The sequence below is a fragment of the Microcoleus sp. FACHB-1515 genome (genome assembly GCF_014696105.1).
Lineage (GTDB): Bacteria > Cyanobacteriota > Cyanobacteriia > Elainellales > Elainellaceae > JAAUTJ01.
Genome location: NZ_JACJPO010000015.1, coordinates 127,877 through 143,835 on the forward strand (window position 1 = coordinate 127,877; position 15,959 = coordinate 143,835).

A 15,959-nucleotide genomic window follows, 5' to 3' on the forward strand; every position below is an offset into this window, starting at 1 on the left:
GCATTAAAACTCAACCCTTCAATCAAGCTGGGTGAAATGATTTGCCCAGCTTGATTCATTCTCGATCGCCAAATCAAGATTAAAAGCTGCCTCCGCTTCAGCCCAACCGATGAACTGCGTTTTGTGCATGATCACGCCGAAACCATGCTCAATGTCCCACACCGAATCGAAGGCAAAGCCCAGATAAGCACAGCCATCTTTGCTTTCTGAATTGAAATAAATTCGGTGCGGTGCGATGATTTTTCGGATGTCGTCAATGCGATCGATTGGTGGATTCAACTCCGGCTCATTACAAAAATAAACTTCTCGAATGGCAAGACGGCGATCGAACACACCTTGCAGCAGTGCATTCGTCACCGCCTGTTCGTTTTCCTTGAGAAACTGATAGGCGATCGCCTGCTCTGGTAGGGGTGGATGTCGATCGCCCAATCCATCCACAAAAATATTGATCTTAATCTGTCCGGTCGAAGGTTGACGATTAGCCTGAAAGTTTTGCCAGGATGGAAAAAATTCTATAAATTCCCAAGCGTAATCTGTCCAGTTCAGCAGCGGAAACGGCGGCATTTCTAACGGTTGCTTCGATCGAGTATTCATTGCTGACAAATTTTGTAGTCAATTAGAAATGAGTGAGAGAAGCGATTGCTCTCAATCGCCCTCACCCCGACAAAAACTCATCATTTCAGTTAAAACTTTCCGTCAACCGCCTCCACACACCGCTCACACAATAATGAATGCAGCGAAGATTTGCCAACTAAAGTTGAGTAGTTCCAGCAGCGATCGCACTTCTCACCCTCCGCATCTTGGACACCGACACTCACCGTTTCAGATTGCGATTGAAACTTGAGTTGAGCAATCGACTCATCGAAATCCAACAGTTCAACTTGCGAGGTGATGAACAAATAGCGCAGTTCATCAACACGCCCGAAGGCGGCGAAGCCATCGCCGCTCAAGCTGTCAGTTGGATTCATCGATTCAAGCTTTTGCTTGAGGTCAGAATCGGGAACGTAAAGTAATAGTTTGGCTTCGAGTGAGGAGCCGATTTCTTTGCTCGATCGCGCCTGTTCCAAGACTTTATTGACTTCCTGGCGAATGTCGCGCAGTTTCTCCCAGCTTTTCGCTAATTCGGGTTGTTTCCAGTTGTCTTCCAGCTTCACCCAGCCTGCTTCAAAAACCGATTTGTAAGGCGTTTGGTAGGGCAAATACTGCCAGATGTCTTCGGCCAAGTGAGAGAGGACAGGGGCGATCGACTTCGCAAGATTTTCCAGCGCGATCGCCAGAACGGTCTGACAGCTTCGGCGGCGTTGGGCGTTGGGCGAACTGATATACAGTCGGTCTTTGGCAATGTCGAGATAGAAGTTAGAAAGATCGACGACGCAGAAGTTTTGAACGGTTTGAAAGAAGCGGAAAAACTGATAGGTTTCAAACGCATCGGTGACTTCAGAAAATACCTCAGTCATTCGGTGCAGCATGTAGCGATCGAGTTCCGGCAGTTCTTCGTAAGCAACCGCATCTTTTGCCAGATCAAAATCGTGTAAATTGCCCAGCAAAAATCTTGCCGTGTTGCGAATTTTGCCGCGCACGTCGTTGATTTGCTTGAGGATGTTTGGCCCCAAAGGAACATCTTTGGAGTAATCGACGGACGAAACCCACAAGCGCAAAACATCCGAACCGAAGGGCAGAATGTTGATATTTTTGCCTTTCAATTTCATGTTGCCGCCGTTGATAATCAGCAGCGGATCGATGCCGTTGCCGAGCGATTTGCTCATTTTGTTGCCGTCTTCATCCAAGGTGAAGCCGTGCGTCAAAACGGATTTGTAGGGCGCTTGGTTGTTGACGGCGACGCTGGTGAGCAGGCTCGACTGGAACCAGCCGCGATGCTGGTCAGAACCCTCCAGGTAGAGATCAACGGGATAGCGGAGGTTGTTACGCTGTTCGGCGACTGCTGCCCAAGATGAGCCAGAGTCGAACCAAACATCCATCGTGTCGAAGCCTTTGCGATATTTGCGATCGTGATATTTTTCCGGCAAAAGTTCTTCAACAGACATTTCCCACCACGCATCTGATCCCCGCTCGGCAAAGATTTTTTGAATGTGGGCGATCGTCTCCTGATTCATCAGCGGTTCATTGGTTTCTTCGTCATAGAAAACGGGGATTGGAACGCCCCAGCTTCGCTGCCGAGAAATGCACCAGTCCGATCGCTCTGAGACCATTGCCGTAATGCGATTTTCGCCCTGCACGGGAATCCATTCGACTGAAGAAATCGCCTTCATTGCCTGCTCGCGGAAGCCATCAACCGAGGCGAACCACTGTTCGGTAGCGCGATAAATGACAGGTTTTTTAGTGCGCCAGTCGTAGGGATATTTGTGTTGATAGGGTTCTTCTTTGAGCAGCGATCGCGCCTCTTTCAAAGCATCAATAATCGCTTGATTTCCCTCACTCACTTTGTTGTTATCCACCACTTTTAAGCCAGCAAACTTTCCGGCTTCTGCGGTGAATTTACCGTCGTCATCAACGGGCGACAAAATTGGCAATCCGTAGCGCTGACCAACAATAAAGTCGTCCTGACCGTGACCGGGAGCGGTGTGAACTAAACCTGTACCGGATTCAGTTGTGATGTAGTCGCCGCCAATCACGATCGGACTTTGGCGATCGAACAAAGGATGCTGATAGGTGGAATGCTCTAATGCTTTCCCTGAAACGGTTGCTTTGATGGTGAGCGGTGTTTCAAATAAAGCGGAAAGGCGATCGACCAGATCCGTTGCCACGATCAAATATTTGAACGGCAATCCATCTGCTTCCACCACTGAATATTTCAGGTCAGGATTAACAGCAACCGCTAAGTTTGCCGGAATCGTCCAGGGCGTTGTTGTCCAGATCGCGACGCCCAAACCATCCAGATACGGCTCTAGTTCCGCAGTCGAGACGCTGAGCATTTTGAAGGCGGCATACAAACTGGGTGAAGTGTGGCCTTCGGGATATTCGAGTTCGGCTTCGGCCAATGCGGTGCGGGAACTCGGACTCCAGTAGACGGGCTTGAGGCCGCGATAGATGTAGCCTTTCAAGACCATTTGACCGAACACGCCGATCTGAGCAGCTTCATATTCGGGCTGCATGGTCAGATACGGATGTTCCCAATCGCCCCAGATGCCCAATCGCTTGAAGCTGACGGCTTGCTGCTCGACCTGAGTTTGCGCCCAATCTCTGGCGCGGCGGCGCAGTTCGATCGCCGTCAATTTTTGGCGTTCGTCCTGCTTCATCGCTTGCAGAACTTTCAGTTCGATCGGCAGTCCGTGACAGTCCCAACCGGGAACGTAGCGGACTTTTCGGCCTTTGAGCGTTTGATATTTGTTGACAATATCCTTCAGCACCTTGTTCAAGGTGTGCCCCATGTGAATTTCGCCATTCGCGTAGGGAGGGCCATCGTGCAGAATGTAAATTTCGCCCGGATTGTTCTCGGAAAGCTGCTCGTAAATGGAATTTTCTGCCCAAAATGCTTGGATTTCCGGTTCGCGCTTGGTGGCATTTGCCCGCATATCGAACTGGGTTTGAGGCAGATTTACGGTGTCTTTGTAGCTTCCTGGTTCTGTCACGATCGCCCGCTAAAAATAAAGGATTATGTCGAACCATTATAGTTTCCCGCAGCGGTTCACTTAGAGTGAAATTTCCTCATTGGGTAGATGTCAGCAATTGCCGTTCGGTATCTCGCTGTTCGATCGCATTGCAGCCGGGATTTTAGGGCAGCGATTTCGCCGGACGCTGAACCAGCCACGCATGAAGCGCCAGCAGTCCGATCGCCAGCAGCAGCATGAGCGCGGGAATTTGCTCAAGTCCGGCGCGATCGGCGATCCAGCCGACACTGGTGGGAATGATTGCCGCGCCCAAACTGGCAACACTGGTAATCAAGCCGATCGCAGCAGGAACGATCGCCGGAGCGACGCGCTGCGGAACCAGCCAGATCGTTGTGGGAAAAATTGCCGCCAGCGCAAATCCAATCAGCGGCAGACTCAGCCACACTTGCGGTAGCTGCCACCAGCACAGCAGGCCAATCAGCAGCAGCAGCAGGGAAAGCGTGACGACGCGAACTGCACCCAGCCGCGCCACAAACTGCCCCAGCGCAAATCGCCCGATCGTCAAACCGAGCCAGTAGGCACTGACGCTGTATCCCGCCGTTTGCGTCGGCAGATCGCGACCGATCGTTTGCACGGCATACGCCCAATTACCGATCGAGGCTTCCGTGCCGACATAGACCAGCAGCAGCAAGCCCATCACCAGCACAACGGGCGTTCTCACCACCTGTCGCAGACTGCTCCAAGCATTCGGATGATCATCAGTAGCAATCGGCTTAGTCAGCGGGCGATAGTTCGTCACCACTGCCCACAGCGCAGCAATCGCCAACAGTCCGACAATGCTGGCAAACACCAGGTAGATCGATCGCCAGTTCCAGTCGGCGCTCAGTAGGAAGGTGGCGATCGTGGGTCCCAACAAAGCCCCGATGCCGTAAAAGCCGTGCAGTACGCCCATCAGCGTCGCGTTTTGCTGATCGCTGGCAATGTAGGTGTTGATGCCTGCGTCGATCAGGCCAATACCCAGACCCAGCAGCGTTCCGGCAATTACCATTACCGACCAGACGGGCGAAAGTGCATAGGTGAGCAGGGCGATCGCCAGCGTCAAAGCCGCAACTAGCAGCATTCGCGCCAGTCCAAGCCGCTGACTGATCACGCTGCTGCTGAAGGCGGCGACGACATAGCCCGTAATTTGACTGATGAACAAGAGCGTGACGGTGGCGGGCGAAATGCCGTAGGTCGTCCAGATCGAGGGCAGCAAAACGCCCAGTCCGCCTTCGGCAGAGCCGATCGCAATAAAGGCATACAGCGCGATCGCCACGCCGATTCTGGAGTGAGCGGTCGATCGACGAGACAGTCGGGGAGGCTTCATAACTCCAGCGAGAATCAGCAGCAAGGCGATCGATCCCCGGAGAAATCGATCGCCTCCGTCATGCTAGCGATTGCGGGCTGTGCCGTGTCAGACGATTTCGGCTGCGGGCGATCGATAGAGTAGAAACAGTGTTGCGAGGCGTGAACCGTGAGCCAAATTTTAGTGATCGTTCATCAGGAAAACTCGAATTGCGGACTGGTCGGGCAAATTCTCGAAGAAAACGGCTATGAACTGGATGTTCGCCGTCCCTGTCTGAGTGAATCGCTGCCGGACACGCTGGATGATTATGCAGGCGCGATCGTGTTTGGTGGCCCCATGAGCGCCAATGATGACCAAACCCTGCCGTTTATTCGCACGGAGTTGGAGTGGATTGAACGAGCGATCGCATCTGGCAAACCTTACCTCGGCATCTGCTTGGGCGCACAGCTATTGGCTCGATCGCTGGGCGCAAAAGTCAGGCCACATCCGCAAGAAATTGTCGAAATTGGCTATGTACCGATTCGTCCGACAGTGGCCGCCCCCGACTTTCCCACAACCGTTTATCACTGGCATCAGGAAGGCTTCGAGTTGCCGCAGGGCGCAGTGTTGCTCGCCCAAAGCGACGAATTTCCCAATCAGGCGTTCCGCTATGGCGATTCGGTATATGGCCTGCAATTCCATCCTGAAATGAACGAAATGCTGCTCGATCGCTGGACGACGAACGGCATCGATCAGCTAACGCGACCGGGAGCGCGATCGCGAGCCGAACAGTTTCAAGACCACGCCCGCTACGGTGCAGCCGTTGAAGCGTGGCTCCGTCGCTTTTTGCCGCAGTGGTTGCAGGCCAAATCGCTTTCGGATGCCGCTTAATCGCTAGGGTAGCCAGAACGGACGCAATCCGGCGATCGGCAAGGTTTTCGGTTCTGCCTGTTTGGGAAAGCCGTTGCCGTCAGTGGCGATCGGCAAAATCCACAGGCTGCTGTTGGCGATCGGCTGTCCGTCGCTGCCGTAAATGACGCTGGTTTGTCCCTCGGCCACTGGTTGAATTTGGTCAAATAAAACGCCCAAGCCGTCCGGCGACAGGCTGAACTGAATTTCCTGCTGAATCGGCAGCATCAGCAGATCGACACGCTTGCCCGATTCGGTGTCGATCGCCGCCAGATAAGGCTGTTCGCGGTTTTCGTCTCCGGGGAGTAGCGTGGTGAACAAGCAGTAGAGCAGCGGTCGCGTCGGGTGAAACTGGGCGGCGCGAATTTGGCCGTTGGTCGTGAGCAGTTCGCGCTGCGATCCTTCGGCAACCAGGAAGAGCGATCGCGTTGGCTGAGTGGGAACGTCGTTGTTAAACCGCACCATTGCCGCTGCCGATCCGTTCGGGCTAAAGTCGAGCGTCTGCCCAAATTGCGCCAGAAAGTCGAGCGGTTCGGCTCCCGATTCGAGGGGCACGATCGCCACACCTTGACCTTGATTGATGGCGATCGATTGGCTGTCAGGCGTAATCACAAAATCGCCGCCGGGTTGACCTTCCAGCGGGCGCGGCGACTGGCCGGACTCGATTAGCCAGAGGCCATAGGTTGCCAAATTGTTGCGGCTGACGCGCTGCACCACAACCTTGCTGCCATCTGCCGACAAATCAAACTGCATGTTTTGATAGTCGCGATTGTCGAGAACCAGATGAACTTCTCCAGGCGGACGAGTGGGTTCGGCTTCCGGCTGGCGCTGTCCGGGCAGTCCGGGCTGGGCTTGGGCGGGCAGTCCGGTTGTGACCGTGTAAAGCTGCTGGTTGAGCAGATTTTGCGTTTGCGAAGCGCGATCGTTGGCGGCAAACAACACGCGATCGCCCTGCGGATACGGCTTGAAATCGACAACAACCAGATTGGCGGGCGTGAGGATCTGCCGCTGCTCAGTCGTCAGGTTATACATCACCAGTCGGCCTGCTTCTTCGCCCGCAATGCCCAGATAGATAAAGGCACGATCGCGCGATCGAAATTCACCGACATACGGCTGCATCCGCGTCCGAGCGTCGTTTGGGTCGCTGAAGCGATCGCGAGCATCTTGCAGTTGCAGCTTAAAGTCATAGCCATAGGGCGGCGGATCGTTGAGCGTGTAGGCCATGCGGCGACCCGCCCAGCTAATTCGCCCTTGCAAAGGCGGCTCGATCCGCAAATTCGATTCAACGCTGGCATGATCCATCGGGCGGCTGAAGTTCAACACAAACGCGCGATCGTCCACGCCAACATGCCTGCCCTGCCAGCTAAAATCGCGCACATGGGCAGCGGTGCGATCGCCCTTCAGCAGCACCAAACTGATCACAACGGCAAGGGCGATCATCAGCAGAATCGCGCTGCGATCGATCGGCTGCGAGAATGCCGAGAAGCGAGAACGAGCCATCGGACACCTGGGTAAGCGAATCGATCGCTACTTTAGCAGGAGTTCCGCTGCATGTTGAAGTTGCCCGCTCCGCAGATCAAGCCGCCGATTAAGCTACCTTAAGAACAGCATCCAAGATCAGCCTTCCATGAATTTTCTGTCAAACATTTTGCCTCAGCCCGTTGCGGCTCCTCGAATCAAACGTCAGCGGCGCGGCATCGAAACCAAATCGCCTGCCGAAATCGAAATTATGCGGCAGGCGGGCGCGATCGTGGCAACGGTTTTGAAAGAAATTTCGGAACTGGTGGAACCGGGCATGACAACAGCGGATTTGGATGCTCACGCCGAAAAGCGCATCCGCGAAATGGGCGCAGTTCCCAGCTTCAAAGGCTATCACGGCTTTCCCGGTTCGATCTGCTCTAGCCTCAACAACGAAGTCGTTCACGGCATTCCCAGCCGCAAAAAAGTGATCCGATCGGGCGACGTGCTGAAAGTCGATACGGGCGCATTCTTTCAAGGCTTTCACGGCGACTCCTGCATTACGATCGCCGTCGGTCAGGTCGCGCCCCCAGCCGCCAAGCTAATCGAAGCCGCCGAAGCCGCCCTTTATCAAGGCATCGCCCAGGTCAAACCCGGAAACTTTCTGATGGACATTGCCGGAGCAATTCAAGATTCGGTCGAGTCCGCCGGATTCAAAGTCGTGGAAGAATTCACCGGACACGGCGTCGGACGCAATCTGCACGAAGAACCCGCCGTCTTTAACTTCCGCACGAGGGAACTGCCCAACGTCAAGCTGCGCGAAGGAATGACCTTGGCGATCGAACCGATCCTCAATGCCGGATCGAAACACACGCGCACTTTGGCCGATCGCTGGACGGTCGTGACGCTCGATCGTGCCTTGTCTGCTCAGTTCGAGCATACGGTTTTGGTGACGAAAGACGGGTATGAGATTTTGACCGATCGCACCAAAATTTGAGCGAATGAAAATTGGAACGCTCTACGGCATCGGGGCTGGTCCTGGCGATCCGGAACTGCTGACGGTGAAAGGCTTGCGGCTCTTGCAGTCCGTTTCGATCGTGGCGTTTCCGGCGGGAATGAATGGGCAGACTGGCGTGGCGGAGCGATCGATCGCGCCTTGGCTCAAGCCCGATCAGGTTCGTCTACCGCTGGTTTTTCCTTATGTGCAGAACGATCGTGAACTCGAACAGGCGTGGCAAGCTGCCGCTGAAAAAGTGTGGTCATATCTGGAGCAAGGGCAGGATGTCGCCTTTGTCTCTGAAGGTGACGTGAGCTTTTACAGCACGTTTACCTATTTGGCGCAGACGCTTGGGCAGCTTCATCCGATCGCCCCAATCCAAACGATCCCCGGCATCTGTTCACCGCTGGCGGCGGCGGCGCAGTTGGGCTTGCCCCTGACGATTCGATCGCAACGGCTCACCGTTCTACCTGCGCTCTACACCGTTTCAGATTTGGAAACCGCGCTGAATTCCGCTGAAGTGCTGGTATTAATGAAGGTGAGTTCGGTGTATTCCCAGGTTTGGCGGATTCTCCAGAAACGCCAGCTTTTGCAGCACAGCCACGTGATCGAACGGGCGACCTTGCCCAATCAAGTGATTTACTCGGATTTGCGCGATCGCCCTGACCTGAAACTGCCCTATTTCTCTCTCTTGATTGTGCAGGTTCCCCCGCCTGTCTCTTAAAATTGCTTCCAGAAACTCGCCTTCGCAAATCATGACGCAATCTTCGATGCTTCAGTCATTGCCAGCCCCGCTGCGATCGATTCTGCGCGACCCGACGGCGATCGCGGTGTTGGCGTCGATCGGGGTGCATGGTTTGCTGTGGGCGATTTTTCCGTATCTGCCGCTGGCGGCACGGCAACCGACCGAGGCGGAAATTCAGCGCGAAGTGGGCTTGGTGGAACTGTCGCCCGAAGAACTTGCCCGTGTGCCGCAGTTTGATACTCAGGCCAGTTTGCCGATTCCTGCCGCACCGCTGCCGCCTGCCGATGCGGGTCGCCTGCCGCAGCAGTTTTCGGTCACGCCGCTGCCGACGCCGCCTGCGGGATCGCTGTTTCCACCAAGCTCGCTTTATGTGCCGCCGTCGCTCGGTCGATTGCCGCAAGTTTTTACTCCTAACCGCCCCAGAGTGCGATCGACCACGCCCACCACGCGCCAAACGCCCAGGGCAACGCCCACGCCGACTCCTACCCCAACGCCCACCGCAACGCCGACTCCTACCCCAACGCCAACGCCGTTGCCCCCCCCCACGCCCGGAGAAACCGTTTCAGAAGGGGGAACTTCGATCGACAATGTGCCGCCTCTAGCAGAATCACCCACTCCCAGCCCAACAGCGACGCCCTCACCCAATGCAGGCACAAACAACGGCAGCGGCACAAACAGCGAGAGTCCGCCCGAATCTCCGGCCAGTCCAACGCCCGATCGCCCATCACAAGAAGAAATTGCTCGGCGCAGAGCGCAAGAGCAGGAAGCGCGTCGGGTGGCTCGCCTGCTGACGCCTTATCCAGCAGGTTCTCGCCCCACAAGTCAAGGTGATGCAAATCGTGCCTTTGGGGATTGGTTCTATGTAGGGAATGAAGGCCGGACGCTCGAAGATTTACGCAGAGCCGAGATTAGCGTGCGCTATCCGGCTGAAGCTTGTCCAATTCGAGCAACGGCAACGGTGATTTACGGTGTAGATGTGAACGCAGACGATCGCATTGTGGGCGATCCGCAATTGCTCTCTAGCTCTCGCTATCCCGTCTTTGACGAAGCCGCGCTTGCAGCCGTCCGTCGCTACAACTTCGACAACACCACGTCAGAAGAACAGCCTTTCCAAGTGACAGTGACATTTCCCTTCAGCGCGGAGGCTTGTGCGGCGGCGGCACCAGAAGAACCTCCGGCTAGCTAATGGCGATCGCGTTTTTGCGCGTTTTGGAAACAAATTGCGCGACAATGAGTTCCGTTGATTCCCACCGCGATCGATGACGCTAGATTCTGCCTTTGCTCAGCAGCTACAGGCGAGTGCTGCCCGTTTGTTTGCCCTGCTCGATCGCTTCACCGAGGCTCGCGTCTTGGTCGTGGGCGATCTGACGGTGGATGAATTCCTCACCGGACAGGTGGAGCGGGTTTCGCGTGAAGCTCCGGTTTTGATTTTGCGCCACGAAATCACCCGACAAATTCCTGGCGGCGGCGCGAACTCCGTTTACAACCTGGCAAAATTAGGCGCACAGGTGAAGGCGGTTGGACTAGTTGGCAAAGATGAACAGGGGCGGGCACTGCGATCGATCTTCGAGTCTGCCCACATCGACACAACCGGAATTTTGATCGATTCCGATCGCCCCACCGTCACCAAAACGCGCATTTCCGGCCATGCTCGCCAGTCGGTGACACAGCAAATCGTCCGAGTCGATCGCAAATCCGACGATCTGCCCGATTCCGCCTTGCAGCTTCAGCTAGCCGAATATATTTCCAGTCAAATCGGGACTGTCGATGCGATCGTCTGCTCAGACTATGGCGATGGAACCTTGACGCCTCCCGTAATTGCAGCGGCTTTGCAGCACGATCGATCGATCGTCGATGCCCAAAAAGCCCTCGATCGCTATCAAGGCGCAACCGTATTCACCCCGAATTTGCCCGAAGCGGAACAAGCGGTCGGCTATGCGATCGACTCAGCGGAATCGCTCGATCGCGCCGGACAAGATCTGCTCAATCTGACGCAAGCTCAGCATATTCTGATTACCAGAGGTGAGGAGGGGATGAGTCTGTTCGATCGATCGAGCCAGCAGGTGATCCCCGCCTTCAATCGCACCGATGTTTATGATGTGACCGGAGCGGGCGACACGGTTGCTGCTGCCTTGACGCTGGGACTGATCGGCGGCGCATCGCTTTGGGAAGCTGCGGTTTTAGGCAATTTGGCGGCAAGCATTGTCGTGCGGCAGTTCGGCACAGCGACTACCAGTCCGCAAGAGATGAGAGCGGCTTTGCAAGAATTGCTGGATGGGCTATAGCTTAAACGGATTGCTTAAACGGGTAGCGTAGCAGTTCCGCCCATCACGCTCGACCAAGTTGCATACAGGAAAACGGCGACGGTGGCGATCGCCAGCACAAACTGCACCAAATTCCCGACGATCGTGCCGACCAAAATCCCCAATGACGCCTTCAGTGCAAGTTTGAGATCGCGACGATAAAGAAATTCTCCGATGAGCGCTCCCACCAGTGGCCCAAACAGCAATCCGACCAGTGGACCTCCAACGGGTAGAGCGGGCAGCAAGCCAAAAAATCCCAGCAGCAAGCCGACGATCGCGCCAATTTGTCCCCACTTGCTCGCCCCGAACTTTTGTGCGCCCCAATAGGTTGCCAAAAAATCGATCCCCATGCCCAGCAGCAGCACGACGCCCGCAACAATCAGCGGCACGGTCAGCCCTGCAAAGCCTTTGACCACGCCCCAAACCACGATCGCGCCAAAAATCAAGCTGATGCCAGGAATTCCAGGGACGATCGCGCCCACAATTCCCACCAGCATGACCACAACGAGCAGCCCATACAGCACGACCATGTTTGTTGTTGCCTTTTGAAACTTGAATTCTTTTATCAGTCTATCGATTCCAGGCGGCTTCTTCAGATGAACAGGCTGGGCGAGACTTTGAAATAGTCGCCTAGCGCTTTTGCTTGGGCTTTGCTGATCGATCGCTTGCCATTCACAACTTCAGACACCACACCGCTTGTCCCAATGATTCCAACTAGATCGGCTTGACGAATTCCGTTGGCTTTCATCAACTGTTGAAGAACTTCATGAGGCGTTGAGTCATTGAATGGACGTGGATAATATTCTGATTCATACGCTTCAATCAGCAAAACCAGAAGTTTGAAGAGCGCTTTTTCTTCGAGTGTGCGATCTTTAGTGAACATTAGGCGTTCAGCAATTTGGAGGGCGCGATCGTACTCCTCCTCAGTTTCAATCACTTGAGGAGCAACTTCTGCCAACAAGTTTTGATAGGCGATTCGGTCAAAAGTAAGGGTCATTTTTCCATCTATTTTTGCTGTAGTCAGCGTCAGTTAAGAAATACTTGTAGTAGATCGTTTGAAACTCATAGTCAATTCCAACAATCAAGCGGTAGTCATTGCCTTTGATGTTGAAAACGGTGAAGTTTCCAACGGCTTCAGCGTCTTTGTAAACTTTGCGAACGTCTTCCAAATTCTGCCAGTTGGCCTCTTTAATCTTGTCAAACCAAGTCTCAACCTGCTCTCTTGCATCAGCATATCGAGAGGCATCGTTGCGGAGATTGCGAATAGAAATCAGGCGCATATTCTGTTTGAGGAATTTTTCTAATATTCATTGGCGGGTATTTGGTGGATGGATTGGATATGGTCTATCTATTCTCTCAGAACGAGAGCATAACTGTCAACATTGAAGATTTCTCATTTTGAGAGCAGAAAATCCGATCGCCTCGAAAATTGAAGTTGACAGTGATCGCGATCGCTGTCCATAATGAAAGGTCTGCAAACTTTTGAAACTTGTGTAATTAACGCCTTGGCTAACGTTGTTGTCATCGGTGCCCAGTGGGGCGACGAAGGAAAAGGAAAAATCACGGATCTGCTGAGCAAGTCAGCCGATGTTGTCGTGCGCTATCAGGGCGGCGTCAATGCTGGGCACACCGTTGTCGTGCAGGATCAAACCTTTAAGCTGCACCTGATTCCGTCCGGCATCCTTTACCCCAACACCGAATGCATCATCGGCTGCGGCACGGTAATCGATCCGAAAGTTTTGATTCAAGAACTGGATCAGATTGAAGCGCTGGGCATCTCAACCGAGAATCTGCTGATTTCAGAAACGGCGCATGTGACGATGCCCTATCACCGCCTGATCGATCAAGCTTCAGAAGAACGGCGCGGCAATCACAAAATCGGCACGACCAAGCGCGGCATTGGTCCCACCTACGCCGACAAGTCAGAGCGGACGGGCATTCGCGTCATCGATCTGATGGATTCGGACAGCCTGCGGAAGCAGTTGCGTTGGGCGATCGAATACAAAAACGTCATCCTCGAAAAGCTCTACGACCTGCCGCCGCTCGATCCCAATGCGGTCATCGATGAATACATTGGCTATGCCGATCGCCTGCGCCCGCACGTAATCGACAGTTCGCTGCACATTTACAATGCCGTCGAACAGCGTCGCAACATTTTGTTTGAAGGCGCACAAGGGACACTGCTGGATCTTGATCACGGTACTTACCCTTACGTGACTTCCTCGAATCCGGTTGCGGGCGGAGCTTGCGTCGGGTCAGGGATTGGTCCCACAATTATCGATCGCGTCATCGGCGTTGCCAAAGCCTATACGACTCGCGTGGGTGAAGGTCCCTTCCCAACCGAGTTGAATGGCACAATAGGAGAGTTGCTGCGCGATCGCGGCGCAGAGTTCGGCACAACCACCGGGCGCGAACGGCGCTGCGGCTGGTTTGATGCCGTGATCGGGCGCTACGCCGTCCGCATCAACGGGCTAGACTGTCTCGCCATCACCAAGCTGGATGTGCTAGACGACCTCGAAGAAATCAAGGTCTGCGTGGCCTACGAAATCGACGGGCAGCGCGTCCGCGATTTGCCAAGCAACGCCCGCCGCTTTGGTCGCTGTCAGCCGATCTACGAAACGCTTCCGGGCTGGAAGCAATCGACGGAGAACTGTCGCACCCTAGAGGATCTGCCCAAGCAGGCGTTGGACTACCTCAAGTTCCTTGCCGAACTGATGGAAGTGCCGATCGCGATCGTCTCGCTCGGCGCCAGCCGCGACCAAACGATCATCGTGGAAGACCCGATTCACGGTCCTAAGCGGGCACTGCTGCACACGAACGGCGTTGCGCCTGCTACCGTTTAAGTTTGGCTGTCTCAATTCTGTGGCTGTTTCAAATTTGTGGCTGTCTGATTTTTCCAAGTACACCTTAGTTAAGTTGATTGAACAATGGAACTGACGATCGAATGTCAAAAACGCTCACCCGAAAGTAAGCCGAACGCCCTCAGGCAAAGCGGATTGATTCCCGCTGTGATCTACGGCCACAAAGGAACAGAATCGATTTCTGTCGCAATTCCAGCAAAAGCGGCGGAAACCCTGGTGAAAAAAGCCTCGGTCAACAATACGCTGGTTGATGTCAAAGTTGCGGACGGCTGGAGCGGTAAGGCGCTGCTGCGCGAAGTGCAAACGCATCCTTGGCGCAACTCAATCTATCACCTCAGCTTTTTCTCGATCGCTCAGCAAGATTCGATCGAAGCCACTGTTCCCCTACATTTCGTGGGTGAATCGATCGGCGTCAAGCAAAATGGCGGTGCGCTTGATACCGTGCTGAACGAACTAACGCTGAAGTGCCCACCCGAAAGCATTCCCGAAACGATCGATGTGGATATCACCGATCTCGATGTCGGCGGTGCGCTGCACGTGGGCGACCTGAAGCTGCCTGCGGGCGTGGAAGCAGTTGGCGATAGCGATCGCGTTGTCGTCACTGTCCTTGTCTCGACAACGGGTCGCGATGCTGATGCTGATGCAGCCGCCGCAATCCCCGAAGCTTAATTGCTTTGTGTAGGGGCGCAAGCACCCCTGCCCAATCATTTCAAACTCGATCGCGCTCAAGGTCTGGATAAATCAAGATCTTGAGCGTTTCTGCTGTTGGGGAAAGGGCGCGATCGACTGCTGCCGCCAAATCGCTCAGGGGATAGCGATCGCTCACCAAAGCATCGACATCAATCCGGCGGTTGAACACAATATCGGCGGCAAGCTGCTGGACGCGATACGAAGAACTGTAGCTGCCCATCAGATCGATTTCGCGACGGTAGAGCAAATTCGGGTTGAGCGGAATTTGTACTTCATCAGGAAACTCTGCAAAGAACAAGATTTTGCCGCCTTTGCGCGTACAGTCGATCGCCTGAAAAAACGCCTTTTCGCTCGGAACGGCCAGCAGGCTCACATCCACGCCCATGTTTCCCGTCAAGGCGAAAACTTTGGTGTGCAGGTCGGGATCGCGAGCATCAAAGGCAGCATCGGCTCCGACGCGAAGCGCTTTTTCGATGCGGGTGGGCAGGAGGTCGGTGGCGATCGCTCTCGCCCCAAAATATTTCACCAGCATCACAAACATCAGACCGATCGGTCCCGCTCCTGTCACCAGAACCGTTTGACCGGGAGCAATCTGCGCTTTCTTCACCGCTTTCAAACAGCAGTTCGTCGGCTCCACAAAGCTGGCCTGCTCAAACGTCACCTCGTCGGGAATCGAAATCAAGCCGCCGTTACGGACAATGTGCCCCGGTACTTTTACATATTCCGCAAATCCACCACCGCTCGGTGCAAACCCTGCCGTTGTGGAAATATTTTTGTAAACTTCACACATTGAGAAGTTGTCTTGTAAGCAATAGCCGCAGTGCATACAGGGAATGTGATGGAGAACAACGACACGCTGCCCAACCTGCCAGCCTTTCACTTCCGCACCAACTTCCGCAATTACACCAGCCGTTTCATGTCCAAAGATGCGCGGCGGATCGAGCAGCGGATAGCGAATTTTCTTAATATCTGATTGACACAAACCGACAACGCGCACCTGCACTAGCACTTCATCAGGTGCGATCGCGGGCACGGGAACATCCTCATAGCGAAGCTGATTAACTCCGCGAAACACCTGCGCTTTCATGGCAAACGGCTCCTCT

15 protein-coding genes are annotated in these 15,959 nt (G+C 54.4%); 7 read left to right on the top strand and 8 right to left on the bottom strand.

The window, feature by feature from the left end; genetic code table 11:
- Positions 1–18 precede the first annotated feature (18 nt).
- The 3 genes from H6F67_RS03990 to H6F67_RS04000 all read right to left on the bottom strand — a co-directional run bounded on the left by H6F67_RS03990 (position 19) and on the right by H6F67_RS04000 (position 4,935).
- Complete coding sequence (locus H6F67_RS03990) at positions 19–594, bottom strand: DUF6985 domain-containing protein (RefSeq protein ID WP_190763542.1); 576 nt, start codon at positions 592–594, stop codon at positions 19–21.
- 89 nt (positions 595–683) lie between these two features.
- The gene (gene ileS / locus H6F67_RS03995) at positions 684–3,590 is read right to left on the bottom strand and encodes an isoleucine--tRNA ligase (protein WP_190763544.1); all 2,907 of its coding nucleotides are present in this window, start codon (positions 3,588–3,590) and stop codon (positions 684–686) included.
- A 142-nt stretch (positions 3,591–3,732) separates the two neighbouring features.
- Positions 3,733–4,935: a sugar MFS transporter gene (locus tag H6F67_RS04000; protein ID WP_190763546.1), complete on the bottom strand. Its 1,203-nt coding sequence runs from the start codon at positions 4,933–4,935 to the stop codon at positions 3,733–3,735.
- A 147-nt stretch (positions 4,936–5,082) separates the two neighbouring features.
- Here H6F67_RS04000 and H6F67_RS04005 point away from each other — a divergent pair, with 147 nt between their 5' ends.
- Positions 5,083–5,784, top strand: a complete 702-nt coding sequence (locus H6F67_RS04005) for a glutamine amidotransferase-related protein (RefSeq protein WP_190763548.1) — start codon at positions 5,083–5,085, stop codon at positions 5,782–5,784.
- 3 nt (positions 5,785–5,787) lie between these two features.
- On the opposite strand, the gene H6F67_RS04010 is transcribed toward H6F67_RS04005, so the two are convergent.
- A complete protein-coding gene (locus H6F67_RS04010; RefSeq protein WP_190763550.1) occupies positions 5,788–7,302 on the bottom strand; it encodes a hypothetical protein in 1,515 nt (504 codons plus the stop codon).
- A gap of 127 nt (positions 7,303–7,429) precedes the next feature.
- Between H6F67_RS04010 and map the strand changes: the two genes are divergently transcribed.
- From map to H6F67_RS04030, 4 genes are all read left to right on the top strand, one after another.
- Positions 7,430–8,257, top strand: a complete 828-nt coding sequence (map, locus tag H6F67_RS04015; RefSeq protein WP_190763552.1) for a type I methionyl aminopeptidase — start codon at positions 7,430–7,432, stop codon at positions 8,255–8,257.
- 4 nt (positions 8,258–8,261) lie between these two features.
- Positions 8,262–8,981 carry a precorrin-2 C(20)-methyltransferase gene (locus H6F67_RS04020; RefSeq protein ID WP_190763555.1) on the top strand — a complete coding sequence of 240 codons (720 nt, stop codon included), beginning with the start codon at positions 8,262–8,264 and terminating at the stop codon, positions 8,979–8,981.
- Between the two features lie 31 nt (positions 8,982–9,012).
- Entirely contained in the window at positions 9,013–10,188 is a 1,176-nt protein-coding gene (locus H6F67_RS04025) for a TonB family protein (protein ID WP_190763556.1), read from the top strand.
- Positions 10,189–10,261: 73 nt separating this feature from the next.
- Positions 10,262–11,287: a bifunctional heptose 7-phosphate kinase/heptose 1-phosphate adenyltransferase gene (locus H6F67_RS04030; RefSeq protein ID WP_190763558.1), complete on the top strand. Its 1,026-nt coding sequence runs from the start codon at positions 10,262–10,264 to the stop codon at positions 11,285–11,287.
- Positions 11,288–11,301: 14 nt separating this feature from the next.
- Here the strand turns inward: H6F67_RS04030 and H6F67_RS04035 are convergent, their stop codons facing one another.
- The 3 genes from H6F67_RS04035 to H6F67_RS04045 form a co-directional block, all read right to left on the bottom strand.
- The gene (locus H6F67_RS04035; RefSeq protein ID WP_190763560.1) at positions 11,302–11,835 is read right to left on the bottom strand and encodes a DUF456 domain-containing protein; all 534 of its coding nucleotides are present in this window, start codon (positions 11,833–11,835) and stop codon (positions 11,302–11,304) included.
- A gap of 62 nt (positions 11,836–11,897) precedes the next feature.
- Positions 11,898–12,302: a type II toxin-antitoxin system HigA family antitoxin gene (locus H6F67_RS04040; RefSeq protein ID WP_190763562.1), complete on the bottom strand. Its 405-nt coding sequence runs from the start codon at positions 12,300–12,302 to the stop codon at positions 11,898–11,900.
- Positions 12,286–12,585, bottom strand: coding sequence for a type II toxin-antitoxin system HigB family toxin (locus tag H6F67_RS04045; RefSeq protein WP_190763564.1), 300 nt, complete (start codon positions 12,583–12,585; stop codon positions 12,286–12,288). The genes H6F67_RS04040 and H6F67_RS04045 overlap by 17 nt, the downstream gene beginning before the upstream one ends.
- Before the next feature lie 225 nt (positions 12,586–12,810).
- On the opposite strand from H6F67_RS04045, the gene H6F67_RS04050 reads away from it, so the two are divergent.
- Complete coding sequence (locus tag H6F67_RS04050; RefSeq protein ID WP_190763566.1) at positions 12,811–14,148, top strand: adenylosuccinate synthase; 1,338 nt, start codon at positions 12,811–12,813, stop codon at positions 14,146–14,148.
- Between the two features lie 84 nt (positions 14,149–14,232).
- The gene (locus tag H6F67_RS04055) at positions 14,233–14,835 is read left to right on the top strand and encodes a 50S ribosomal protein L25/general stress protein Ctc (RefSeq protein ID WP_190763568.1); all 603 of its coding nucleotides are present in this window, start codon (positions 14,233–14,235) and stop codon (positions 14,833–14,835) included.
- A 40-nt stretch (positions 14,836–14,875) separates the two neighbouring features.
- Here the strand turns inward: H6F67_RS04055 and H6F67_RS04060 are convergent, their stop codons facing one another.
- Entirely contained in the window at positions 14,876–15,943 is a 1,068-nt protein-coding gene (locus H6F67_RS04060) for a zinc-dependent dehydrogenase (protein WP_190763570.1), read from the bottom strand.
- Between the last annotated feature and the right edge of the window lie 16 nt (positions 15,944–15,959).